The sequence below is a fragment of the Nocardia sp. NPDC059228 genome (assembly GCF_042754245.1).
Classification (GTDB): domain Bacteria; phylum Actinomycetota; class Actinomycetes; order Mycobacteriales; family Mycobacteriaceae; genus Nocardia.
The window spans coordinates 312418-336615 of record NZ_JBHZAL010000005.1 but is presented as its reverse complement, the minus strand read 5'-3'; the positions used below and the strand labels follow the sequence as shown (position 1 = coordinate 336615).

Below are 24198 nucleotides of genomic sequence, written 5' to 3'. Positions count from 1 at the left end.
CTCAGGCCAGGGCGCTGCCCCGCTGCCAGTCCGGCCAGAGGATGGTCCAGTCACCGCCCTGCCCGATGTCGAGCGGATCGCCGCCGGTATTGCGGACTTCGACCACATCGCCGGGGTTGGCGAAGTCGAAGAACCAGGCGGCGTCCGCGGGACTGAGGTTGAGGCAGCCGTGCGAGACGTTGGTATTGCCCTGCGCCCAGACCGTCGCGGCGAGTTCGTGCAGGTAGATGCCGTCGTGGCTGATACGGACGGCATTTCTGATGTTTTCGCGGTAGCCGAGGCCGGAGTTGACGGGCAGGCCGTAGCTGGAGGAGTCCATGCTGACCACGCTGTCCTTGTCGAGCACGGTGTAGACCCCGGGATGGGTCCAGAACGACAACACCCGCCCGCCCACCACGGCGGTGCCGCCCCGGCCCATGGACGTGGGCATGCTGCGAACCAGGTTGCCGTTCTCGAAGACCTCGATGTGCTTGGTGTTGTCGTCCGCGATGGCGATGTGGGAGGGGCCGATCACCACGGAGACCCGCTGGTCGTCCCGGCCGTACACGCCGTCGCCGAGGCGGGTGCCGAACAGGTTCGCCGCCACCGTGATCCGGGTGCCGGGCGTGTGATAGTTCTCCGGACGCCAGTGCGCATTGCGGTCGTCGAGCCAGTACCACGCGCCCGTCACGTGGGGCTCGGTGGTGACCCGGAGGGCGCGTTCCGCGGCGGCGCGGTCGACGGCCTCGTCGAAGTGCGCGACCAGCACCAGGCCGATGCCGTAGGTTTCGCCGTCCTGGATATCGAGGAGATTGTTCGAGCGGAAGGTGACGCTGGTCAGCGTGTCGGGCCGGACAGTGGTGAAGACGGCGGTGGTGTCGACGTCTCCGGTCTCGCCGTTCGCCACCACCGACGCCGTATAGGTGTGGCCGTAGCCGAGTGGTTCGGAACTGATCCAGGTCAGGCGATCCGCGGAGAGCGCGCCCGGTAGCGGTCGACCGGTTTCGTCGATCCAGGAGACCGAGGTCAAGGTCCCGTTGAGCACACCGACCCGGCCGAGTTGGCGCGGACTCAACTCACGCCCGCCAGCCACCGGCGGAAACACGATAGCCGCGGGCCGCAAGGCGCGCGGGAGCAGCCCGTTGCCCCGGTACGGCACGCTGCCGGCGACGAACAGGCCGCCCAGCCCCATGATCCCGGTCAATACCTGACGACGTCGCAACCCCAACGCGCGCTCCCTTCGACCTGATCCCGGACCCGGCTCGGTCGTGTCAGCATCGCGCCGCCGGCCAACAAGATCACGACGCCGGACGGGATCTCCACCGTTCCGTCGCGTAACCGACACCTCGCGGCAATCGAGCGGGAGTGCTCAGCGGGTCGCCATCACTTCAGCGCCGCGTGGTCACTTCAGCGTCGCGTGCATGAGGTAGACGTTGTAGCTGTTCCAGGTGGAGATGGTGAAGTAGAGGTCCTTGGCGCTGGACCAGGGGTGGATGAAGCCGCCGTAGGCGGTGGGGTAGTCGTCGGTGCTGAGCAGCGGGGTCGGATCCGACCAGGCGCCCTGGGGTTCGGCGGCGGTGCGGAGGACGATCTGGTTGCGGGTGACGTCGAGGTAGACCATCCGCCACTGGTTCGACTCGGTGTCGTAATGGATGGACAGTTCGCTGGCGGTGCCGGAAACCAGTGGGGTGGCCAGCAATTCGTTGGGGCCGTCGGCGGGGGTCCAGGTGCCGTCGATCCAGTACTGGTAGGCCGACTTGTTCAGGACCTGGTCGACGGGGACGCGGGCGAGGCCGATGACGCCGAGGCGGCCGTTGGGTGTGCCGAACATGTAGACGTAGTCGCCGTGCGGAACCATGGTGGCGACCTGGAAGCGGCCGAGCCCGAACAGGTTGTCCCAGCGGGCCCACTGCGATTTGGTCCAGGTGCGGCCGTTGTCGTCGGACCAGGCGATGCCGCCCAGGTTGGTCGACCACATGCCGGGGATCTTGGACCAGTGGTTGACCGACATGTAGGTCAGGTACTGGCGGTCGCCGACGGCGAATCCCGAGGTGGGGATGGTGGTGGTCTCGAAGTTCTTGATCTTGCGGCTGTCGAGCAGTTCGGCGGCGTGGCAGCGGCTGTTCTGCACGAAGTCGTCGAGGATCAGACCCTGCGACAGATCGCGAGTGCTGCTGTAGGCCAGCACATTGCTGCGCCAGTCCTGCTGGTCGGTGCCGGCGCCGGTAGGTTTCCAGCCCTTGCCGAAGGTGTCGCCGAACATGACGGCGACCTGGCCGGGCTTGGTCTCCCACATGAGCCCTAGGTCGGTGCCGTCGACCGACCAGCGCATATCCGTGCGATTGACCGATCCCTGCCCGGTGACCTGGTTGACCAGCTGGACCGAATCCACCTGCGGCGCGGCCACCGCCGCGGCCACGGGCGCCGGCGTGGCGGCCTGGACGGCCGCGGTGGGCGCGTCCTGGGGTTCGGGTGGTTCGCCGCCCGGCACCACGATCGGGATGGGTTCGGGCTCGGTGGTGATCTCGACCTGCGGCAGCGACGCGCTGCCGCCGCCGGGCTGATTCGCCGGGGCCGGGACGGTGTCGCGGACGTCCGGGCACGGATTGGCGCAGGGATCGGCGGGCAGCGCGACCGGATCGACACGGGTGTTGTCGGGCTTCGGGCCTGGCACCTGGACGGTGATGATCTGGGGCACCGGCACCGGGACCTTGATGGTCTGATTGCCCTGCGGCGGGGCGCCATTCGGGTCCGCTCGGCGATCCAGCGGATCGAATCCGGTCTCACCGCAGCTGTTCACCGGCGCGGGCGCCCAGGGATGCGGTGCGGCCCCGGCGGGCGGCGCGGGCAGCAGCATCACACCCAGTGCGACGACGCCCGAGAGTGCGGGCGCCGCAGGGAATCCGGAATGACTCGACCAGCGGCGGGATCGAATTCCCATGTGGTGTGCGGCTCCTCGTCCAAGATCGGCTGACTCACCCTAGTCCGGTTCCGCCCGCTGCGCGTAGCGGTACGAACCGGTCAGGGTATCGGTCGCTCCGGGTCGTCGCCGCCCACGCCGGTGGCGGCGGCGCGTCGCCGGGGCGGCAGACTGAGCGGTAATGAAGCTGCCTGATCTTCCCGACCTCCCCGTACGCCCGGCGCTGGACCGCATCGCGGCCACGCTGAGCGAGTGCGGGACCGCCGTGCTCGTCGCGCCGCCCGGAACCGGCAAGACGACGCTGGTTCCGCTGGCCCTGGCCGCGAACACCGGCGGACGGGTGGTGGTGGCGGAGCCGCGTCGGCTGGCCGCGCGGGCGGCGGCCGCGCGAATGGCGGCGCTGCTGGGCGAGCGGGTGGGAGAGACCGTCGGGTATGCGGTGCGCGGAGACCGGAAGATAGGGGCCGGGACTCGGATCGAGGTGGTGACCTCCGGGCTGCTGGTGCGGCGACTGCAGAACGATCCGGAGCTGGCCGGGGTCGACGTGGTCGTCATGGACGAGTGCCACGAACGCCACCTGGACGCGGATCTGCTGCTGGCCCTGCTCCTGGATGCCCGGGCCGGACTACGGCCGGACCTGCGGGTGCTGGCGACCTCGGCGACCGTTGCGGCGGACCGGCTTTCGGTGCTGCTGGGCGGGGAGGGGGAGCCCGCCGCGCCGGTGCTGGAGGTGCGGGGCCGGGCCTATCCGGTCGAGCTGGAATACGTGCCGCCGGCCGCCCGGGAGCGGATCGAGCAGCAGGTGGCGCGGGTGACCCGCCAGGCATTGTCGGGCAGTGCGGGTGATGTGCTGGTCTTCCTGCCCGGGGCGGGGGAGATCCGCCGGACCGCCGACCAGTTGTCGGGACTGCCCGATGTGGACGTACTGCCCTTGCACGGCAGGCTGTCCGCCGCGGCCCAGGACGCGGCGCTGCGGCCGGGCACGCGGCGGCGGGTGGTGCTGTCCACGGCGGTGGCCGAATCCAGTCTGACCGTGCCGGGGGTGCGGGCGGTGGTGGACTCTGGGCTGGCGCGGGTGCCGCGCATCGATCATCGGCGCGGGTTGTCCGGGCTTGCGACCGTGCGGGTTTCGGTCGCGGTGGCCGAGCAGCGGGCCGGACGCGCGGGCCGGGAAGGCCCGGGGTGGGCGTGGCGGTGCTGGCCGGAATACGAGCACGCGACCCTGCCCGCGTATCCGGAACCGGAGATCCGCACCGCCGATCTGACCCGGCTGGCCCTGGAACTGGCGTGCTGGGGCACCGTCGACGGGCAGGCGCTGGCCTGGTGGGATGCCCCGCCGGCGGGTGGCCTGGCGGCGGGGCGGGCGGTGCTGCGGGCGCTCGACGCGGTGGATGACCATGGGGCGGTGACGGATCGGGGACGGCGGATCGCGGCCGTCGGATTGCATCCGCGCCTGGCGCGCGCACTGCTCGACGGCGCGCGCGAGGTGGGGGCGCGGGCGGCCGCCGAGGTGGTCGCGCTGCTCGATGACGATTCCCTGGCTCCCGGTATCGATCTGGCCGCGGCACTGCGGAGCCTGCGCGACGACCGGCCCGCCCGCTGGCAGCGGGAGGCGCAGCGGCTGGCGAAACTAGTCGAGGGCGACGGCGTGGACGACCCGGCTCTCGTTGCGGCACTGGCCTATCCGGAACGGCTGGCCCGCCGCCGGGCCCCCGGTTCGGCCAGTTACCTGATGGCGGGCGGCACCGCGGTGACCCTGCCACCGGGCAGCGGGCTGGGCGATGCCGAATGGCTCGCCATCGCGGTGGCCGGGCGCGACCCGGGTCAGGCCGAGGGACGAATCCGATTGGCCGCCAAGGCCGATGAGCAGCTCGCCAGGCAGGCCGCCGCGAACCTCCTGGAGACCGCCGACGAGGTCGATTGGGCCGACGGCGATCTGGTGGCTCGCCGGATGCGGCGCCTCGGCGCGATCGTGCTGTCGGAGCAGCCGCTCAGGGATCCGGATCCGAGCCTGGTGTCGGCGGCCCTGCTGCGCGGACTGCGCGCCACCGGCCTGGACCTGCTGCGCTGGGGCGAGGATGCCCGCAGCCTGCGGCAGCGCCTGGACTTCCTGCACCGCACCCTCGGCGCGCCCTGGCCCGCCGTCGATGACGACACCCTGCTGGCCGACGCCGAAACCTGGCTCGCCCCAGAGCTTTCCACCGCCCGCAGTCGCGCCGACCTGGAGCGCGCCGACGCGGGTCAGGCCCTGCGCCGCCTGCTCCCGTGGCCCGAGGCCGCACGCTTGGACGAGCTCGCCCCCGAACGCCTGGAGGTCCCCTCCGGCAGCCGCGTCCGCCTCGACTACTCCGCGGATCCGCCGGTGCTCGCGGTCAAGGTGCAGGAGATCTTCGGCTGGACCGAGCCGCCGCGCCTGGCCGGCGGCCGCGCCTCGATCCTGCTGCACCTGCTGTCCCCGGCCCAGCGCCCGGTGGCCGTCACCGCCGACCTGCCGTCCTTCTGGCGCACCGGCTGGCCCCAGGTCCGCGCCGACCTGCGCGGCCGCTACCCGAAACACTCCTGGCCCGAGGACCCCACCACGGTCACCGCCCACCGCGGCACCGCCCGCAACGCCCACCGCTCCGGCTGACCGGGCCCATTGCTCCGACGGGCGAGGACCCATCGCTCCGACGGACGGTGGCTCACCGGACCGGGTGGCGACGGCCGATCCCTGCGGCCGGCGTGGTCCATTGCTCAGGCCGACGAGGTCGTTCTCTCCGGCTGACCAAGGCGCACCGCTCTGTCCGACGAAGGGCGATCGCTCGGGGTTGCGGTGTCCCGCCGGACCGGGTGGCGGGAGTGAGACTTCAAGGGCAGCATGCGGAATAGCCGGTGACGCCCGGGTGCTGCAAGGCGGTGCGTCCGGTGTTCGGATGATGTGGTTCGACCCGCCGGTGAGCAGGCGGAGAGGGAGTGTGGCGGCATGCGTGCGATTCGATTCGACGAATTCGGCGGACCGGAGGTGCTGCGGTCGGTGGAGCTCGCGGTGCCGGAGCCGGGGCCCGGCCGGGTGTCCATCGACGTGGCCTATGTCGGAGTCAATTTCGCCGATCTCCAGGCGCGGGCCGTGGGCTATCGGGTGCCGGGGCTGCCGTTCGTGCCGGGGCTGGAATTGTCCGGGCGGGTGCGGGCCGTGGGCGAGGGTGTCGAGGGTTTGCGGGTCGGCCAGCCGGTGGCTGCCATCACCGACGGCGGCGCGTACGCCGATGTCGCGGTCGTCTCGGCCGCGACGGTGTTCCCGGTGCCGGAGGGCGTCGATCTGCGCACCGCCGCAACGCTTCCCACGGTGCTGCCGACCGCCTACGCCCTGGTGCACACCGTCGGCCGCCTGCAGCCCGGGGAGACCATGCTGGTGCAGGCCGCGGCCGGCGGCGTCGGCACGGTGGTCGCGCAGATCGCCAAGCTCGCGGGCGCGGCCGCGGTGTACGGCGTGGTGTCCAGCCCGGCCAAGGCCGAGTACGCCCGCGAATACGGTTATGACGCAGCGTTTCTGAACGAATCCTTCGACGCGGAGGTCGCCGCCGCCACCGGCGGTCGCGGCGTGGACCTCGCGCTGGAGTCCATCGGCGGTGAAACCCTGCGCCGCACACTGGATTCCCTGGCCCGCTTCGGCCGCCTGGTCTCCTTCGGCAATGCGGGCGGTGCGGGCCCGTGGCAGGTCGGCGCGCCCGACCTCTACCCGCAGGGCCGCTCGGTGGCCGGGTTCTCCATTCTCGGCCTGAGCGTCGAGGCCCCGGACGTTCTGCGCGAGATCGCCTCGCACGCCTTCGAATTGGCCACTTCCGGCAAGGTACGGCTGCCCATCACTGCCGAGTTCCCGCTCGCCGAGGCCGCGGAAGCGCACCGGCTGATGGCCGGTCGCTCCTCGACCGGCAAGCTGGTGATCGCCGTCAACCCGGAGTAGCGACCGGCACGCCTATTGGCCGTTCTTCTCCGGCGAGAGGTTCTCGGCAGCGGTGACGCGGCCGGATTCGATGGCGGCGAGCAGGGATTCGCGATCGGACGCCGTCTGATCGGCATAGGCCAGCGCGAAGTCTGCCATGGCCCGGTCGAAGACGTCGTTGCTGCCGAGATACGCGGCGATGGCCACCCGATCTCCCGATCGCGCGTGACCACGCGCCAGCGTGTGCCCGCACAAGCTGGCGTACTGCCGCAGCTGCGCCGCCGACATCTCGTCGATGACCAAGGAGCCCTTCATGTCTCGCAGCTGTCGCCAGTAGTAGAACAGCCCGTCGGAGCCGGTCGCCCAGCCCAGGAAGATGTCACCGGCCGCTTGCGTGAGCCGCTGCCCGTGCACCACCCGGTGCCCCTGATGCTGGAACCTGCTGCTCCGCAGGTGTGCGGCCAGTACCGAATTCTCGGCCTGTTTCACCTGGAGGAAGAGCGGATCGCCGGTATTGCGCCCCGTCAGCAGCACGATGAAGCAGCGCGTGCCCACGCTGCCCACGCCCACGACTTTCAAAGCGATATCCCGCAATTGATACCGATCCAGCAGCACCCGGCGCTCCTCCGGCAGCGTGTCCCGGTAGTTCGAGAGCACCGAGAGCAGTTCGGAGTGCAGCTCTCTCGGTATCGGTCTGAGCAGCGGCGGCTCGGCTTTGATGCGCGGCGCGCCATCGGGTCCGGGTTCGGTGAGTTTGTCCAGCGCCTGCAGGCTGGTGCGCGCCCGCGCCCGGCTGATCACCTTCTCGGTCTGCTTGCGGTCGTGCGGGCGCAGCAGCTCGGCGACCCGTTCGGCGTCCACCATCTCGTACCAGACGTCGGTCTCGCCCAGACCCGCCAGCCGCACCATGGCCTCGCGATAGGCCTGCGCCGCCGCGGCCGCCGCCCCGCTCGCCTCGGCGTCGTCGCACCCATTGGCGCGCGCCGCCACCGCCACGCTGGCCGCCAGCCGCTTCACATCCCATTCGAACGGCCCGGGCAGGGTCTCGTCGAAGTCGTTGACGTCGAACACGAGTGACCGTTCCGGCGAGGCGAACAAGCCGAAGTTCGACAGGTGCGCGTCGCCGCACAGCTGCACGGTGAGCCCGGTGTTCGGCCCGCTCGCCAGATCGGCCGCCATGATCGCCGGCGCGCCCCGATAGAACGGGAACTGCCCGGCCGCCATGCGCGCGTACCGGATCTCCACCAGCTCGGGCACCCGGGTCGCGGCCTGACGCTCCAGCACCGCTATCGGATCCTCCCGATCCGCCGCCGGCTTCCACTCACCGAGCGATCGCCGTGGCACCTGCTTCCGTGCGGCCCGCCCGGCCTCCGCCGCCCCGTTACCGCCCGCCGCCGACTCCGCCGCCGATGTCGCCATGGAAGGACTCTAGTTCGACCGCACGCGTATTCCCAGGACCCGTGGCCCTGCGGCCGGCGCGATCACGCTGGTCGCAGCGGCCACGGCTCCGGACATCCCCGGCGGCAGTGCCGACGGGCTCGATCAGGTTGGCTGCCTGGCGACTCCTGATCGAGCCCGCGACCCTCCTAACCGGCCGCGGCGCCGGGAGTGGGTGCGCCGAACCATCGGCACAGCGCGTTCCGGAGACTCTCCTGAGCGGCCGGGGTGGCGTCGTCGGTCGCCCACGCCACATAGCCGTCCGGCCGGATCAGCAGCGCCGCGGCGGGTGCGTCGGTGGCGGTGGCGGCGATGGGCGTGACGCGGTCGGTCCAGCCCGCCGCGGCGGCGACCGGATCGAGGGCGGCGTCGAAGGTCAGCAGGACGGGCCGGGCGTCACGCAGGAGTTCGGCGATCCGGGTTGGGCCACCGGCTGTTTCGAGGGCGCAGTCGGGGAAGAAGTAGCCGGACAGCCGATGATCGTCGCCGACGTCGTAGCGGATGTCCGAGCCCGCCAGCAGCCCGGCGATATGGGCGGCCGCCGCCGGGAGCCGCAGCAGTTCGCCGAAAAGCTCTCGGAGAGCGGTGATTTCCGGACCGGGGGAGACCAGAGCCGCCTGGGAGAGCGAGTACATCACCACACGTTCGGCCACCGGGTGGCGCTCGGACTCGTAGGTGTCGAGCAGGCCCTCGGGAGCCCAGCCCCGGATTTCGGCCGCGAGCTTCCAGCCGAGGTTGACGGTGTCCTGCAGGCCGAGGTTCAGTCCGGGCCCGCCCATCGCCGAATGCACGTGCGCGGCATCGCCGAGCAGCAGGACGGCGCCCTGCCGGTAGTGCTGCGCGACCCGGGTGTTCTGGCCGATCGTGCGGCGCAGCGTGTGCGGACCCGGGCCGGGCGGCGGCGCGATGGGCAGCGGGGCGCCGAGGACGCGTTCGACGCTCGCGCGCAGTTCCTCGAACGCCAGGGGTTCGTCGTCGGAAAACTGCTCGCCGCCTTGGAATTCCATGGTTCCGATGATCGGCCGTCCCGGATCGAGTTCGGCGTAGATGAAGATGCCGCGTTCGAGCCGGTGATGGCCGAGTCCGAACCGGCCCACCCCGGGAATCTCGATGCCGCCGTCGCCGGAACGGAACTCGTCGGGCAGGGCGGCATGGCCGACTCGGCTGACATGCCCGTCGGAGGTGATGCCCGGGAACTCGATCCCGATCCGCTTGCGCACCAGGCTCTTTCCGCCGTCCGCCCCGACCAGGAAGCGGGCGGTCAGCGGGTAGGGCCCGTCGGGCGCGGACACCGTGACCGCGACCTGGTCGCCGGCGGGTTCGATGCCGGTCAGCTCGTGTCCCCAGCGCAGGTCCACGCCGAGGTCGATGGCGCGCTTGGTGAGGATCTCCACCATCTCCGGTTGCGGCTTGAAGACGAGGTGTACCGGATTCGGTTGTACGGCAGTGAGATCCAGGGGAAGGCCGCCGAAGATGTAGCGCGGGGTCGGGGCCGGTGCGGCCGGGCTGCCGCTGAACGCGCCGTACAGCCCCCGCATATCGAGGACCCGGACCACCTGCCCGGCCAGGCCGTTGGCCTTCGGTTCGGGGCTGGGTGCGGGTAGCCGATCCAGCACGATCGGGCGGAGGCCGGCGAGTGCGAGTTCGCAGGCGAGCATCAGGCCGTTGGGTCCGGCTCCGGCAATGACGATGTCGACGGTGTTTTCGGGCATGGCAAATAAACCTCTTGTCGTTGAGGGTATTTGGAGAAACCGGCGAGAGCGGCGCTGCTATGCCGGCGGTTGCGGCAGGCCCGCCGCGAGCGCGGTGAGGGCCTGGCGGAGCAGATGGGTGACGGGGACGGTCGGCGCCGTGCGCACATAGACCTCGAAGGCGGCCTGCAGCGCGGCGCCGGCGGCCCCGGCCACCAGCCGCGGGTACAGATCGAGTTCCGGGTCGGTGCCGGTGCGTTCGGCGATGGCGATGATCAGGTTGTCTTCGACGCCCTTGGCCAGCAGGGCCCGAGTCTCGGGGGCTGCCACCAGTTTCCGGACCTCGGCGAGTTCCGTGGGCGAGGGCAGATACCCGGGCGACTCGGCGAGTTCCGCCTCGAGTGGCTCGAGCAGTGCCGCCGTGAGCGACTCCCACAGCGGCTCGTTCGCCGGACGGGCGCGCAGAATCTCGACGGCGCTGTTGATTCGGGCCAGATGCCGGTAGGCGAGCGCGTCGTACTTGCCGGAGAAGTAGTTGTTGAAGGTGCGCACGGACACTCCCGCACGGGCGGCGATGTCCTCGCGCACCACGTTCTCCAGGCCGCGCTCGAACATGAGCTGAAGTGCCGCGTCGCTCAAGGCTTTCCGGGTGTCGAGCTTCTTGCGTTCGCGGAGACCGAGGGTCTGTTCGTCCGGCATGACTCCAGTATGCGCAAAACGTGCCCAGTGGGCAATGTTTCTCGCTGGGAAAGTTTTCATCGCTCTGTTCGCAGGTATCGCATGCCGGACCGAAATAGTTCGGACGCCCATGGCGTTCGGACGACCGATTCAGCGTGTCGGCGGCGTGGCTTACGCTCCCGGGGGTTCGGAAGGAGTGTGTCGTGCGACGAGGTTGTGGGGTGGGGCGGTGAGCAAGCGCGGTTGGCTGCTGTTCCTGGGCATGGGTGTGATCTGGGGTGTGCCGTACGCCATGATCCGGGTCGCGGTGCGGGATTTCGATCCGGTGTTCGTGGCCTTCGGGCGGACCCTCCTGGGTGCGCTGGTGCTGCTGCCCATCGCGCTGTCCACCCGGGTGCTGCGGCCGGCGCTGCGGCACTGGCGCTGGGTCCTGGTGTACACGATCGTCGAGATCACCGGTCCGTGGCTGCTCATCGGGCGCGCCGAGACCAGGTTGACCAGCTCGACGGTGGGTCTGCTGATCGCGGCGGTGCCCCTGATCGCCATCGTGCTCACCACCCGACTCGGGCACGAACGCCTCGATCCGCGGCGCATTCTCGGCCTGGTGATCGGCTTCGCGGGCGTGACCGCCCTCGTCGGTCTGGACATCGACGTCTCGAATCTGGGTGCGCTGGCGGCCATCGGCGTGAGTGTCATCGGCTATGCGCTGGGCCCGATCATCATCGACCGCAAGCTGGCCGAGCTGCCGCCGATCGGCGTGGTGACCGGGTCGCTGATCTTCGCCGCCGCCATCTATCTGCCGTTCGCGCTGTGGCGGATGCCTTCTCGCTTCCCGGCCGGAGCGAGCTGGTCGGTGGTGGGCCTGGGCCTGATCTGCACCGCGCTGGCCTTCGTGGTCTTCTTCGCCCTGATCGGCGAGGTCGGCCCGTCGCGCGCCACCGTCATCACCTACATCAATCCCGCGGTGGCACTGCTGATCGGCGTCTCGCTGCTGGACGAGCCCCTCACCGCGGGCATGGCGATCGGCTTCCCGCTGGTGATCCTGGGCTCGATTCTCGGCACCGCCCGGGCCCGGGTGCGGCCCGCGGCCGAGCCCGCGCCGGCCTAGTCGGTCGACACGGACACGGCACAGCGGTTCTTTCGTATGCTCATTGTTAGCGAGTGGGGAGGGAAGTGCTGGACCTCGATGGTCCGGCGATGGAGGAAGGTCCTCACGGATGGACAGTCGTGAGGTTGCCGAGATGGCGCGGGAATGGTCGGCGGCCCTGGTCGATTGCGGTGGCGTGCCGACAGCTGTGCCGCCCGACATCCGCCAGTTGACGACGAGATGGATCGTCACGCTGGAAGCCGCCTTGTCGGCCGAGTCGTTCGACCCGTCGCCCGCGTGCCGAGTCGGGGTCGAGATGGTCCGGTCGAACCTGACGGTCCCCGCCATGATGACCTCGACCGCGGCGGTACTGGCCGGATTGCTGGAGCGGTCACCGCGCCCGGATCGAGCACAGCGGTTCGGCGCGCTCCTGGGCGAGCTTGCTCGCGGCTACACCACCGAGCTGCTGGACGTCCACGCCCGCAGCCAGGACGCTGCCGAGCAACGTTTCCGCGTGGTGTTCGACAACGCCGCGGTGGCTATCGCGCTCTACGACGACTACGGCATCACCCTCGAGGCCAATTCCACGACGGCACGGATGGTCGGGATGAACCAGGAGGACCTGCCGGGGGTGTCCGCGCTGGACTTGATGCACCCCGACGACCGCGACAAGCTCCGGCACGCGGTCGTCGGTTTGCTCAAGCGCAGAAGCGGTACCGCGCACGTGGAAGGCCGCTTCTGTCGCCCCGACGGCACCGTCTGCTGGGGCGCATGGACGATGACCCTGGTGCACGACGCGGACGGGCGTGACGTGCGCGTGCTCGCCGTCGGGGAGGACATCACCGAACGGCGGGCCATGCAGCAGAAACTGTGGTGGGAGGCCCGTCACGACCCGTTGACGGGTCTGCCGAATCGTCATTGCCTGCTCGAGCAGTTGGAGGCCATTGTGGCGGCGGCCCGTCCCGGCGATCACATCGGTTTGTGCTTCCTCGATCTCGACGGGTTCAAGATGATCAACGATCGCTACGGCCACCACGCGGGAGACAGCGTGCTGGCCGAGGTCGGCCGCAGGCTCGACGCGACCCTGACCTCGCCGACGGTCACGCCGGCCCGCATCGGAGGAGACGAGTTCGTCGCGCTGCTCGCACCGCCCTGCGACGACGACACGGCCCACGCGGCCGCCGAGACCATGCTCGCGACGCTGCGAGACCCGGTTCCGGTCGGTCCCGGCGATCTGCTGTCGATTTCGGCCAGCATCGGCGCCGTTGTCACTCCGGTTGCCGGCGCGAATGCCGAAAAGCTGTTGGACGACGCCGATGTGGGCCTGTACCGCGCCAAGGCCGCGGGCCGCGGCACCTGGGTACTGCACCGCACCGAGAACGGCCCCGCGGCCAGGTAGTAGCCACGGAGCCGCCGGACGCCCGACTGGGCGGTCGGTTCCTGGCTCGGGACGAGAACCGAGAGCCATTCGGGGATAAAGGTTTTGCCGCGATAGTGTGCAGGCATGCGGGTGGGCGGCCAAGATATGCGAGTGCGCACGAAATTCTCCAGCGAGCTGATAGCGCTGACCGATGAGCTCGCGCATATGGCGCGGCTGACGCATGAGGCTTCCGAACGGGCCGCGACGGCGCTCCTCGGCAGCGACCTGACCGCCGCCTACGAGGTGTTCGCGCTCGAAGAGCAGGTGGAGATCGAGCACGCGAAATGTGAGGACCGGTCGGTCATCCTGCTGGCCCTGGAGGCGCCGGTGGCCCGCGACCTACGCCAGGTGGTGACGGCCATGCAGATCGCCGACGACCTGCTGGCGGTCAGCCGCGCCCTGAGCCGGGTGGCCGATGTGGTGGTGCGCCGCTACCCGAATGCGGTGGCCCCGCAGCACGTCCTCGACCTGCTCGCGGAAATGTCCGCCGCGGTCACCGATCTCACCGATCTGGCGGGCAAAGTCATTGCGGCACAGAACCCGCCGCGCGATCGCGCCCTGGTGCCGCGCGACGAGAACCTGGAGCGGCTGCGCGGGCGGCTGGTGGAGCTGGCGGCCGACGACGGCTGGCCGCACGGGTCGGCCATGGCCATCGATATCGCGCTGCTGGCCCACCACTTCGAGCGCGGGGCCGACCACTGCGTGCGCATCGGGCGGCTCATTCGCTTCTTCCACACCGGTATTCCGCTCTACGCGCAAACGGAGGCGTAACCACCACCTCGTGTGAGGGGCCCCGATCGGCGGGAGTAAGCTGCCCGAATTGCTTCATGGCGAGGTCTTTTCGAGTAGCACCGCACGCACGGACAGCCGAAATCCGACAAGGGCCCCAAACATGACCAACATCTCCACCCAGACATCGGTGTCCACCCCGGCACGGGTGGCGGCGCCGGTCCGGGTCGCACCGGCCGCCCCGGCACCGAGCGACCGGGCAGCGCCGATCGAGAGAACGCTGTCGCACCGTCAGATCATGACCATCCTGTCCGGCCTGCTGCTGGGCGTCTTCCTGGCGGCGCTGGACCAGAACATCGTGAGCGTGGCGATCGTCCGCATCGCCAACAGCCTGCACGGCTTCGACAAACAGGCCTGGGCCACCACGGCCTACCTCATCACCGCCACCATCTCGACGCCGCTCTACGGCAAGCTCGCCGACATCTACGGCCGAAAACCCTGCTATCTCATCGCCATCGGCATCTTCGTTGTCGGCTCGGTGTGCTGCACCTTCGCCACCTCCATGTACCAGCTCGCGGGATTCCGTGCGCTGCAGGGCGTCGGCGCGGGCGGGCTCATGTCGCTCGCCTTCACCATCATCGGCGATATCGTGCCGCCCCGCGAAAGGGTCAGGTACCAGGGCTATTTCATGATGGTCTTCGGCATCGCCACGGTGCTGGGACCGGTATTGGGCGGCTTCTTCTCCAATGCCGACCACATTCTCGGGCTCGCGGGCTGGCGCTGGGTGTTCCTGGTGAACGTGCCGATCGGGGTGCTGGCGCTACTGGTGGTCGGCAAGGTGCTGGACGTGCCCTTCGCGCGGCACCGCCACCGCACCGACTGGCTGGGGGCGATAACCCTTGCGGCGGGCACGGTTCCACTGCTGATCGTCGCCCAGCAGGGCCGGGACTGGGGCTGGTCCTCCCATCGCGCGCTGCTCTGCTACGGCATCGCGGCGGCCGGACTGGTGCTGTTCCTGATCGTCGAATTCCTCATGAAGGACAGCGCGCTGATTCCGCTGCGGCTGTTCGCGAATCGCACCTTCAGCATCGCCATCCTGGGTGGGTTCATCGTCGGTGTCGCCATGTTCGGCGCGATCGTGCTGGTGCCGCTGTACTTCCAGGTGGTGCGCGGATATTCGCCCACGCGCTCCGGGCTCTTCATGCTGCCGCTGGTGGTGGGCATCATGCTGGGCGCGCAATTGTCCGGGCTCATCACCAAATTCACCGGGCGCTACAAGGTGCTGCCGATCCTCGGCTCGCTGGTGATCGGCGCCGGGTCGGTGCTGTTCGCGCTGGTGCACTACGACAGCCCGCTGTGGCAGCCGCTGCTGTACTGCGGCATCATCGGTTTCGGCCTCGGCGGGTGCATGCAGACGCTCATCATCGCGGCGCAGAACGCCGGGCCGCGCTCGGATATGGGTGTGTCCACCGCGTCGGCCACCTTCTTCCGGCAGATGGGCGGCACGCTCGGCGTCGCGGTCTTCCTGACCATCCTGTTCAACCTGCTGCCGCACAAGATCCTGGCGGCCTTCGGCGGGCAGCTGCCACCGGGATTCGACGCCGGGCAGCTGGGCCGGATCCAGAGCAACACCAGCGGCATCGCGGCATTGCCGGACCAGCTGCGCGTACCCATCCTGACCGGATTCACCCACGCCATGGCCGGGGTGTTCGTCGTGGCGGCCGCGGTGGCGGTGGTGGCGGCGTTCGTGCTCGCGTTCATGAAAGAGATTCCGCTGCAGGATGTTCCGACGCCGGTCGTGGAGGAGATCGCCGAGCCGGAAATCGAGCCCGAACTCGAGCCGGAGCCGGAGCCGGAATTCCATAGCGCCGAGCCGTCGGGGCTGTCGGTGTCGGGGTGCGTGCACCGCGAGGACGGGCAGTCGGTGCCCGACGCCGTGCTCACCCTCATCGACCAACACGGACGCCAGGTTTCGCGCACCGTCGGCCAACCCGACGGCGGCTATGTCATCGCGGTCCCGCGCGCGGGCGGCTACGTACTGATCGTGTCGGCGTTCGGGTATCAGCCCGCCGCGGTGACCATTTCGGTCGGCAGCCGCCCGCACCGCCTGGATGTGGCCTTGCTCGGATCCGGTGAGGTGTCGGGCGTGGTGCGGTCGGTGGGACGCGGTGCGCCGCTGGGCGATGCGACCATCACCCTCACCGACGCGTTCGGTGACGTGGTCGGCTCGACGGTCACCACCCCGGAGGGCGATTTCATCTGCCGTGGCGTGCTGGCCGGCACCTACACGCTGGTCGCGGTGGCCGATCACATGCGTCCCTCCGCGGTCACCCTGACCGTGCCGGACAGCGGAATGCTGCGCCACGACATCGAATTGGCGCCGCGCGCGGTGCTGGCCGGATCGGCCTGCAACGACTGCGGGCACGGCGTGCCCGATGCCCAGATCACGGTGCTGGACGAGGCCGGTGATCTGATCGCCGTGACCCGCACCGACGACACCGGCCGCTATGCCGTGCCGGATCTGGCGGAGGGGCGCTACACCGTGATGGCCCGGGGATATCCAGCGGTGTTCAGCCGGGTAACGGTCGCCGACGGCGAGGTCGCCCACGATGTGCTGCTGGGCTACGAGCGGGTGGAGTCGCCGGGGCGCGAGCGCTGGGAGTCGGTGGATCGGGTCTGAGCCGGGGCCGGGAGCGGTCGCGACTGAAGATTGTCGCAATTCGCCGCGCGCCGCGGTCCTGCAGCTGTTAGGTTTCCGAGCTGAATACAGTTCTATGTTCGGTATTGGGCTGGTCCAGGGGAGAACCGACATGAAGACCTCGCGTGCACTGCTGACCATGGCCGCCCTCGCCGCCCTCGTGCCCACCACCGTCGCCCAGGCCGAACCCGCCATCCCAGACACCGGCGCAGCCGTCAACGAGTATGTGGCCCTGGGCGATTCCTGGGCCGCCGACGCCACCCTGAGCCAGCTCACCACCGCCTTCACCCCGGTGCCCTGCGTGCAGAGCGTCCACAATTACGCCAAGCAGGTCGCCGCGGCCCTGGCCGTGCCGGTGTTCCGCGACGCCACCTGCGGCGGCGCGGTCACCGCCGACATGACCCGGCCGCAGCACACCGCGCTCGGCGACAACGCGCCACAGTACGACCGGCTGACCGAGAACACCGACCTGGTCACCCTCGAAATCGGCGGCAATGACGCGGGTCTCGCGGCCACCGTCACCGACTGCATCACCCTCGACCCCGCCGTCAGCCCCTGCCTGAACGAGATGGTGGTGGGAGGCGTCGACCGGATGTCGCAGAACATCGCCCGCACCGAACCCCGGGTGGCCGCCACCATCGCCGGCATTCGCGAGCGCGCCCCGCACGCCCGCATCCTGCTGCTCGACTACTTCGAGGGCATCGGCCTCGACGGCGGCTGCTGGCCGGAGATCCCTATCGCCGACCCCGACGCCATCTGGCTGGGGCAGAAGCTGATCGAACTGCACGACATGCTCGGGCGGGTGGCCGCCGAGACCGGAGTCGAGTTCGTCGATACCTACGACGGCAGCTCCGGGCACGACGCCTGTCAGCCCGTCGGCACCCGCTGGGTGGAGGGGCTGCTGCCGTTCTCGGGCAGCCCGGTCGGGCTCGCGGTGCCGTTCCACCCCAACCAGCTCGGCGCGGACTACCAGGCGCGGCGGGTCCTGGAGACCCTCGACGCCACCTCCTGACCGGCGCGGTCAGCGGCGCGGGGTGATCGATACCCGGTTGTCGTGGAACACCGCGCCGCCGCCGAAGTCCGAATCACGTTCCGCGACGGTCGCATTCACCGTCGCACCGCCGGAGTGCTTGGCCCAGCGGCCCTTCGTGGTCGCGGCGACACCGGGCCGGACCCGGTCGGACACCTCGGCGACGGCCTCGAAGGAGCCGCGATCATTGTGGACGGTGACCGGATCGCCGTCCGCGATGCCGCGCGCTTCCGCGTCCCCGGGATGGATCGTGACGGTCGGTGCGCCTGCGCGCCTGCGTAATTCGGGATCGACGCCGAAGCTGGTGTTCAGGAAGTAGTGCGACGCCGCGGAGATCAGCACCAGTCCGTCGCCCGGATCGGCGGGCGGGGTGTACCCGGCCAGCGGATCGTGGCCCGCCCGCGCCGCGCGGTCCGACACGAACCGGAGCTTGTCCACCGGCACCGGGCGCGGATCGATCTTCAGGAAGCCGTCGGCGCGCAGCCGGTCGACGTCGTACTGTTTCAGCAGCTGGTTCGCCAGATCCTCATCCGAGTCGTACAGCGCCGGTTCGGTCAGCCCCAGGCGCCGGGCCAATCGGCGGAAGGTCTCGGTGGTGGGCAGGCATTCACCGGGCGGGGTCACGGCCGGTTCGTTCCAGACCAGATAGAGATTGCCGTACGCGGCCAGCACATCGAGGTGCTCGGGCTGCATGGTGGCCGGCAGGACGATATCGGCGTAGTCGACCGTGTCGGTCGGAAAGTGTTCCAGGACAACGGTGAACAGATCCTCGCGGGACAGGCCCTCGATCACCCGGCGCTGATCGGGATTGGACCCCACCGGATTCGCCGCGATCACGAACAGCGCCTTGACCGGCGGCCCGTCGGTGTCCAGCAGCACCTCGCCCATGCGGGTCATGGACAGTGTCCGCACCGGATGCGGCAGCAGATCGAATCGCATCAGCGCGGGGGTGTCGAGCCGGAAGTGCCCGCTGGTCGAATAGTGCAGTCCGCCACCGGGAATCGCCCAGTCGCCGGTGACACCGGGCAGGCAGGCCAGCGTGCGCAGCGCCATCCCGCCGCCCGCGTGCCGCTGCATCCCCTGCGAGGCGCGAATGGCCGTGGGCCGGGTGCGGGCGATGCGTTCGCCCAGACCCACGATGCGTTCCACCGGCAGCCCGGTGATCTCGGCGACCCGCTCCGGCGGGTACTGCGCGACGCGCTCACGGAATTCGGGCCAGCCCTCGGTGCGGGTTTCCAGGAACTCGGTGTCCTCGGCGCCCAGCCCGACGATGACGTGCATGAGCCCCAGCGCCAGCGCCGCGTCGGTGCCGGGCAGCGGGGCGAGGTGTTCGTCACAGCGTTCGGCGGTGCGGGTGCGCACCGGATCGATGGCCACCGTGTACGCGCCGCTGTCCTGGATGAACTTCCAGACATGATGGCCGGAGCTGAGCGGATTGGTGCCCCACAGCAGGATCAGCCGCGACTGCGCCAGCTGCTCCGGGTCCATGCCGCCCGCGGTGCCCAGGGTGTATTTCAGCCCCGTGCTGCCCGCGACGGAGCAGATGGTCGGGTCGTGCAGGGAGGCGCCGAGCGCATTGAAGAACCGCCGGCCGGAAAAGCCCTCCAGTCCTTGGATGTAGCCGAGGCTGCCGGTGCCGTGGAAGGGCCAGACGGCCTCGCCGCCGTACTCGGCGAGGATGCCGGTGAGCCGGGTGGCGATCTCGTCGAGGGCCTCGTCCCAGGTGATCGGTTCGAAGCGGCCCCCGCCCTTGCGGCCGACCCGGCGCAATGGCCGGGTGAGGCGCTCGGGAGAGTGGACCTGGTCGAGGTAGCGGTTCACCTTCACGCACAGCGCGCCCCGGGTGACCGGGTGCTCGCGGTTGCCGCGCAGGCCGGTCGCCCGGCCGTCCTGCACGTCCACCACCCAGGAGCAGGCGTCCGGGCAGTCGAGTGGGCATGCTCCGAGAACCTTCACCCGATCGATCGTAGGCAGGTCCGCGCGGGCGCGCGAAAGGCGAGCGTACGGCCGGTTTCCGGGCGCGACACGCCTATGCCGTCATGTGACGACACGCGGTCGAGCTGGGGTACTCTCGGCGCGCGGCTAATCAGCCGCAACAGGAGTGCGGGGGCGGAAGTGCGCGGTGGAATGGGAGATTCATGATCACCCCCGGCCGAGGTCTCGTCGGCGTCGTCTCGGGATGTGCGGCGCTGCTGACCGGATGCGCCCATACCGATGCCGCGCACGCACACCAGGCGAACAGCGAGATGGCCGCCAGCGACTCGGGCGAGATGCAGCGCAGCGCCTTCGTGACCGCCTGCGCGGGGACCTCGGCGGGCTGGCAGGCGACGGCGGTGGTGAGCAATCGGGACGTGGTGGAGCACCGGTATCTGGTGGTGATCAGTTTCATGTCGCCGGAGTCCACCGATCTGGAACGGACACGCACCGAGGTGCTGGTGGCGCCGGGCTCGACACAGGACTTCACCACCGAGACGCGGCTGAATCCGGTGTCGCGGCCACAGACCGTCCGGTGTGTGCTGCGCGGGGTCGAGCAACTCTGACCGATCCTCGCGAATCGGGCGGCCGCGCGGTCGCGCTGCCTCGAAAGTTGCGCGGGGACAGGGGCGGACGCTTAGGATCACCAGCGCCGGCCATGCTCTGTGGGCCGCACCAGTAGGAATAGCTGACGGTTCACTGGCTCTCGGGCGGTGACCATGTGCGTTCTCCGGATGTGGATTTGTCGGTGCCATGGTGCATGCTCTTGGCACGCAGATGTCCGCCCCGTCCGCCCGGAGTGCCCCATGTCGACCCGTACCAAGCCACAGCCCTTGTCGGATACCGAAATTCGGCAGATCGCCGCGGAAATCGACGCGGGCCGGCCACCGATGGTGTGGTTCACCGCGGTGGCGGTCGGCGTCCCGGAAGGCCGTTCCGGAAAGGTGATGTCCCTCGGGGATCCGTCCGAGGGGGATTTCCTGCAGGTGAAGCCGACGGGCTCGAAGGATGTGCTGTCCTTCGGTCCCACCGAGGTGACCCTGACCAAACCGGCCCGGCAGAACCCGGCCAAACCGGCCGGAGCTCAACCGAAAACGGCAACCAGGAAGGAACCCACCGTGACGATGTCGTCTCCCGTGACGATGCCGGCCAGCGCGCCGAGCGCTTCGCCCGCTCCGGAAGCCAAGGTCGAGACCCCGCAGCCGGCTGCGGAATCCGCGCCCGAGGCCAAGGCCAAGCCCGCCGCGTCGCGTCCGGCCCGCAATGCCGCCAACAGCGCCGCCGCGAAGAAGCCGAAGGCTCCCGAGGTGACGGTCACCCTCAGCGGCACCGCCGAGGGGGAGTGGACCCTGGATGTCGTGAACGGCAAGAAGCGCACCATCAAGGGCCTGCCGGTCACGAGTTCCGCTGTGGCCCAGGCCGCCAAGATTCTCCACCCCGAATTCGCCGAGGTCGTCGACTCCATCCACGAGTCGGTCCGCGCCGCCCAGCAGGCCAAGGTCGCGCAGCTGCAGGCCGAACTCGAATCGGCCCGTCGGCTACTCGAAGACCTGGCCTGACGAGATTCCACGCGAGTAACTCCGGCGCGAGGACCGGTGGCCCAACCCATTTCGTGTGGGGCTGGGCCGCTTCCGGGTCATACCGCGGATTCGCGCTGCCAGGTACGAGGACCGGATTCGGGACGGCTGCGGCGCAGGTCGTCGTGGAAGATGTAGCCGAGGGAGTATTCCTTGGCGTGGTACATGGCCGAATCCGCCTCGCGCAGTAGCTCGTAGACGGTGGTCTCTGTCTCTCGTGGCTTGGTGCAGGCGATTCCGATACTGGCCGCTATTCGCACCTCGGCCGCGCTCAGCTCGAACGGTTCTCCCAGGGTGGCGAGCAGCCGCTCCGCCAGCTGGCGGACCTGCTGCTGCGCCAGCGGGGCGAGCACCACGAATTCATCACCGCCGTAACGGGCGGCCGCGTCATCGCGGCGGATCACACGGCGGATGCGGGCGGCGGCATTGGCGATGAGCTCGTCACCCACCGCATGGCCGTAGTTGTCGTTGACCCGCTTGAAGCCGTCGAGGTCGATGAACAGCAGGGCCAAAGGCTGTCCGGCCCAACGCTCCCGATTACGATGCAGCGCCCGCAGCAGGGCGGCGCGGTTCAGGAGTCCGGTGAGCATGTCGTGGTCTGCCTGATACTGCGCGCGCCGTTCGCTGCGGGCGCTGCGTTCGATGGCGCGTTCACTGCGTAGTAGTACGCCCGCTAGTAGGAGGGCGAAGAGCGAGGACACCACCACGCGGTCGAGTGTGTCGAGGCTGGAGCCCACCACCGGCACCAGCGAGGCCACGATCATGACGATGGCGATGATGCTGGCCCGCTGCCGGGACCGGTGCGGATGGATGTCGCGCGGCTCGCCGAGGACCACCATGCTCGGGTGCAGGGCGGCCGCGCCGATCAGCGTGAAGCCCAGTTGCAGTGGCAGCAGCTGGATCTGGCGGCCGAAGACCGCCGAGCCCGCGGTCTCCAGGTTGTAGGCCAGGTCACCGGCCAGGATCACCAGCATGGCCAGGTGCACCAGTCGCAGCGAGGTTTCCGAGCGCGCCGAGGTGATCACCGAGTGCACGATCACGGTGAGCAGCAGGGCGTCCACGATCGGATCCGCGACCGAGGTGATGGTGGTGAAGTAGGTGTGGTGCGTCATGTGCAGAACCGGTGAGATGAGAAACGTCCACGACAGCAGTAGCGCGCCCAGGCCGATCAGCCCGGAGTCCAGCAGCAGATCGTGGTCGGTGCTGTTCTGCCGGGGGCGCAGCCACAGCACCGCGGCCACGCCGACGCAGCAGTATCCGCTGAGGGTGAAGAGATCGTCGAAGGGGTGGCGCTGCGATTCGGAGATGTGGCGCAGCCCGGTGCCGATGGCGAACTGCACGGCGGACGCCGACAGCAGATACCAGGGCAGGGGATGGCGGGGGTGGTACCTGCGTACGCCGAGCCCGATCATGGTGAGGCTGATGGCCACCGACACGAACAGGGTGCCCAGGGCCACCGCGCGGGTATTGACCACCATGGGCAGTCCGAGAATGAGCACGCCACCGATGAACAGCGTGGTGCGCCAGCAGATTTTGAAGCGCGGACCAGACCGTTCGGCCGGTTGTACGTCCGTTCCCACCAGCCCCCCTTATCCGAGCAGTACTCGAAAAGACACCGCCGATCATCAACCGAGTGTTGCGGTACGAGCATAGGTCCCGCGCAGCGGTGGCAGAGTGCCCGGTAGAGAAAAGGCGCTGCCACTATCTGGGCAACCGAACCGATCATGACATGAAAACGGCCGCTCCGGAGCGGAGTTCGGCGAACCCGCAGGATCACTTTCCGCGAGACTCGTTATGCTCCCCAGCGAATCGAACCGTACGGCCTGCGCGAACCTGTGAACAGGAGCCGGAAGTGGAAACGACGGCGGGACGCTGGTGGGCCCCGGGCCGGGTGAATCTCATCGGCGAGCACACCGATTACAACGACGGCTACGTGCTCCCGATGGCCCTGCCACTGGGTGTGACCTGCACCGCCGCGGCCGGGCCGGGTGGTGTGGTGCGGCTGAGATCCCGGCAGGCGCCCGGTGACTTCGTCGACACCACCATGGCCGCCCTCGCCGCCGGCGGCTGGTCCGAATTCCCCGCCTGGTCGCGCTACCCGCTCGGCGTCATCCGCGAATTCGAGCGCCGCGGCCACGAGGTGCCCGGCGTCCACCTCGATCTCGACGGCACCGTCCCGATCGGCGCGGGCCTGTCCTCCTCGGCGGCCCTGTCCTGCTCGGTCGCCATCGCTCTGCGGGACCTCTTCGCCCCCGCCGTCACCGACACCGAGCTCATCGACATCGCCCGCACCGCCGAAAACGTCTACGCCGGCGTCCCCACCGGCACCCTCGACCAGTCCGCTTCTCTCCTCTGCACCGCAGGCCACCTCCTTTTCCTCGACACCCGCACCGGAGCCACCGAGCAGATCCCCTTCGACCTGGCCGCCTTCGGCCTGACGCTGCTCATCATCGACACCGGCACCCCCCGCCGCCTGGTGGACAGCGACTACGCCGCCCGCCGCGCCGAATGTGCCGCCGCCGCAGCTCAACTGGACGCCCCCACCCTCCGCGACATCCCCTTCGCCGCCGAAGCCGACCGCCTCACCGACCCCCTGCTCCGCCGCCGCGCCCGCCACGTGATCACCGAAAACGCCCGTGTCCTGCAAATAGCCGAACAATTGCGCACCGGCGCCGACCCCCGCGCCATCGCCCCCCTCCTCACCGCCGCCCACCAATCCCTCCGCGACGACTTCGAAGTCTCCGCCCCACCGCTGAACACCGCCGTCGACGCGGCCCTCGCCGCCGGCGCCCACGGCGCCCGCATGACCGGCGCCGGCTTCGGCGGCAGCATCCTCGCCCTCGCCGACCGCGACGACACCCCCAACATCGTCACTGCCATTCGAGAATCCTTCGCCACCAAGGGATTCCCCCCACCCCGCGACTACACGGCAACCCCCTCCGCCGGCGCCCACCGCCTTCCCTGACCCGCGCTGTACCTCCAACTCGTCGTCAGAGGCTGTCCGCCGTAACTGGATCCACGTGCGGCCGGACCCGAGCGGTAACCCTCCGCCGAGC

General features: G+C 69.7%; 17 protein-coding genes. 10 read left to right on the top strand and 7 right to left on the bottom strand.

All coding sequences use genetic code 11. The annotated features are described in order from the left end of the window. Window position 1: 1 nt before the first annotated feature. Window positions 2-1207, bottom strand: a complete 1206-nt coding sequence (locus ACFXKA_RS11825; protein ID WP_379427156.1) for an Ig-like domain-containing protein — start codon at window positions 1205-1207, stop codon at window positions 2-4. Between the two features lie 174 nt (window positions 1208-1381). Beyond that, window positions 1382-2920, bottom strand: coding sequence for a DUF4185 domain-containing protein (locus ACFXKA_RS11820; RefSeq protein ID WP_379427155.1), 1539 nt, complete (start codon window positions 2918-2920; stop codon window positions 1382-1384). 160 nt (window positions 2921-3080) lie between these two features. Here ACFXKA_RS11820 and hrpB point away from each other — a divergent pair, with 160 nt between their 5' ends. Together hrpB and ACFXKA_RS11810 are read left to right on the top strand one after the other, a co-directional pair. After that, the gene (hrpB, locus tag ACFXKA_RS11815; RefSeq protein ID WP_379427154.1) at window positions 3081-5528 is read left to right on the top strand and encodes an ATP-dependent helicase HrpB; all 2448 of its coding nucleotides are present in this window, start codon (window positions 3081-3083) and stop codon (window positions 5526-5528) included. A gap of 333 nt (window positions 5529-5861) precedes the next feature. Continuing rightward, window positions 5862-6842: a zinc-binding alcohol dehydrogenase family protein gene (locus ACFXKA_RS11810; protein ID WP_379427152.1), complete on the top strand. Its 981-nt coding sequence runs from the start codon at window positions 5862-5864 to the stop codon at window positions 6840-6842. 12 nt (window positions 6843-6854) lie between these two features. Here ACFXKA_RS11810 and ACFXKA_RS11805 read toward each other — a convergent pair whose 3' ends face one another. From ACFXKA_RS11805 to ACFXKA_RS11795, 3 genes are all read right to left on the bottom strand, one after another. Further along, window positions 6855-8240, bottom strand: coding sequence for a DUF2252 domain-containing protein (locus tag ACFXKA_RS11805; RefSeq protein WP_379427151.1), 1386 nt, complete (start codon window positions 8238-8240; stop codon window positions 6855-6857). Between the two features lie 167 nt (window positions 8241-8407). After that, on the bottom strand, window positions 8408-9970 hold the full coding sequence (locus ACFXKA_RS11800) for an FAD-dependent monooxygenase (RefSeq protein WP_379427150.1): 1563 nt from the start codon (window positions 9968-9970) through the stop codon (window positions 8408-8410). Window positions 9971-10027: 57 nt separating this feature from the next. After that, complete coding sequence (locus ACFXKA_RS11795; protein WP_379427149.1) at window positions 10028-10648, bottom strand: TetR/AcrR family transcriptional regulator; 621 nt, start codon at window positions 10646-10648, stop codon at window positions 10028-10030. Window positions 10649-10856: 208 nt separating this feature from the next. Between ACFXKA_RS11795 and ACFXKA_RS11790 the strand changes: the two genes are divergently transcribed. The 5 genes from ACFXKA_RS11790 (at window position 10857) to ACFXKA_RS11770 (ending at window position 17573) form a co-directional block, all read left to right on the top strand. Then, complete coding sequence (locus ACFXKA_RS11790) at window positions 10857-11735, top strand: DMT family transporter (protein ID WP_379427148.1); 879 nt, start codon at window positions 10857-10859, stop codon at window positions 11733-11735. A gap of 109 nt (window positions 11736-11844) precedes the next feature. Next, entirely contained in the window at window positions 11845-13113 is a 1269-nt protein-coding gene (locus tag ACFXKA_RS11785) for a diguanylate cyclase domain-containing protein (protein WP_379427147.1), read from the top strand. A gap of 132 nt (window positions 13114-13245) precedes the next feature. Beyond that, window positions 13246-13905, top strand: a complete 660-nt coding sequence (locus ACFXKA_RS11780; RefSeq protein WP_354840492.1) for a PhoU domain-containing protein — start codon at window positions 13246-13248, stop codon at window positions 13903-13905. A 121-nt stretch (window positions 13906-14026) separates the two neighbouring features. Beyond that, a complete protein-coding gene (locus ACFXKA_RS11775) occupies window positions 14027-16543 on the top strand; it encodes an MFS transporter (protein ID WP_379427146.1) in 2517 nt (838 codons plus the stop codon). Window positions 16544-16673: 130 nt separating this feature from the next. Further along, window positions 16674-17573, top strand: a complete 900-nt coding sequence (locus ACFXKA_RS11770; RefSeq protein ID WP_379427145.1) for an SGNH/GDSL hydrolase family protein — start codon at window positions 16674-16676, stop codon at window positions 17571-17573. 9 nt (window positions 17574-17582) lie between these two features. On the opposite strand, the gene ACFXKA_RS11765 is transcribed toward ACFXKA_RS11770, so the two are convergent. After that, window positions 17583-19547: a molybdopterin-dependent oxidoreductase gene (locus tag ACFXKA_RS11765; RefSeq protein WP_379427144.1), complete on the bottom strand. Its 1965-nt coding sequence runs from the start codon at window positions 19545-19547 to the stop codon at window positions 17583-17585. Window positions 19548-19729: 182 nt separating this feature from the next. Between ACFXKA_RS11765 and ACFXKA_RS11760 the strand changes: the two genes are divergently transcribed. Both ACFXKA_RS11760 and ACFXKA_RS11755 read left to right on the top strand, forming a co-directional pair. Beyond that, a complete protein-coding gene (locus ACFXKA_RS11760) occupies window positions 19730-20131 on the top strand; it encodes a hypothetical protein (RefSeq protein WP_354840501.1) in 402 nt (133 codons plus the stop codon). 240 nt (window positions 20132-20371) lie between these two features. Next, on the top strand, window positions 20372-21124 hold the full coding sequence (locus tag ACFXKA_RS11755) for a DUF6319 family protein (RefSeq protein WP_354840504.1): 753 nt from the start codon (window positions 20372-20374) through the stop codon (window positions 21122-21124). Window positions 21125-21201: 77 nt separating this feature from the next. Here ACFXKA_RS11755 and ACFXKA_RS11750 read toward each other — a convergent pair whose 3' ends face one another. Continuing rightward, entirely contained in the window at window positions 21202-22722 is a 1521-nt protein-coding gene (locus tag ACFXKA_RS11750; protein WP_379427143.1) for a diguanylate cyclase domain-containing protein, read from the bottom strand. Window positions 22723-22994: 272 nt separating this feature from the next. On the opposite strand from ACFXKA_RS11750, the gene galK reads away from it, so the two are divergent. Further along, on the top strand, window positions 22995-24107 hold the full coding sequence (galK, locus tag ACFXKA_RS11745; protein ID WP_379427142.1) for a galactokinase: 1113 nt from the start codon (window positions 22995-22997) through the stop codon (window positions 24105-24107). The last annotated feature ends 91 nt before the right edge of the window (window positions 24108-24198 follow it).

What these genes read in the sequence shown, in the direction of transcription:
- hrpB (WP_379427154.1), top strand. Translation starts at nt 3,081, where the DNA reads ATGAAGCTGCCTGATCTTCCCGACCTCCCCGTACGCCCGGCGCTGGAC.
- ACFXKA_RS11770 (WP_379427145.1), top strand. Translation starts at nt 16,674, where the DNA reads ATGAAGACCTCGCGTGCACTGCTGACCATGGCCGCCCTCGCCGCCCTC.
- ACFXKA_RS11810 (WP_379427152.1), top strand. Translation starts at nt 5,862, where the DNA reads ATGCGTGCGATTCGATTCGACGAATTCGGCGGACCGGAGGTGCTGCGG.
- ACFXKA_RS11755 (WP_354840504.1), top strand. Translation starts at nt 20,372, where the DNA reads ATGTCGACCCGTACCAAGCCACAGCCCTTGTCGGATACCGAAATTCGG.
- ACFXKA_RS11785 (WP_379427147.1), top strand. Translation starts at nt 11,845, where the DNA reads ATGGACAGTCGTGAGGTTGCCGAGATGGCGCGGGAATGGTCGGCGGCC.
- ACFXKA_RS11820 (WP_379427155.1), bottom strand. Translation starts at nt 2,920, where the DNA reads ATGGGAATTCGATCCCGCCGCTGGTCGAGTCATTCCGGATTCCCTGCG.
- ACFXKA_RS11800 (WP_379427150.1), bottom strand. Translation starts at nt 9,970, where the DNA reads ATGCCCGAAAACACCGTCGACATCGTCATTGCCGGAGCCGGACCCAAC.
- ACFXKA_RS11760 (WP_354840501.1), top strand. Translation starts at nt 19,730, where the DNA reads ATGATCACCCCCGGCCGAGGTCTCGTCGGCGTCGTCTCGGGATGTGCG.
- ACFXKA_RS11805 (WP_379427151.1), bottom strand. Translation starts at nt 8,240, where the DNA reads ATGGCGACATCGGCGGCGGAGTCGGCGGCGGGCGGTAACGGGGCGGCG.
- ACFXKA_RS11775 (WP_379427146.1), top strand. Translation starts at nt 14,027, where the DNA reads ATGACCAACATCTCCACCCAGACATCGGTGTCCACCCCGGCACGGGTG.
- ACFXKA_RS11795 (WP_379427149.1), bottom strand. Translation starts at nt 10,648, where the DNA reads ATGCCGGACGAACAGACCCTCGGTCTCCGCGAACGCAAGAAGCTCGAC.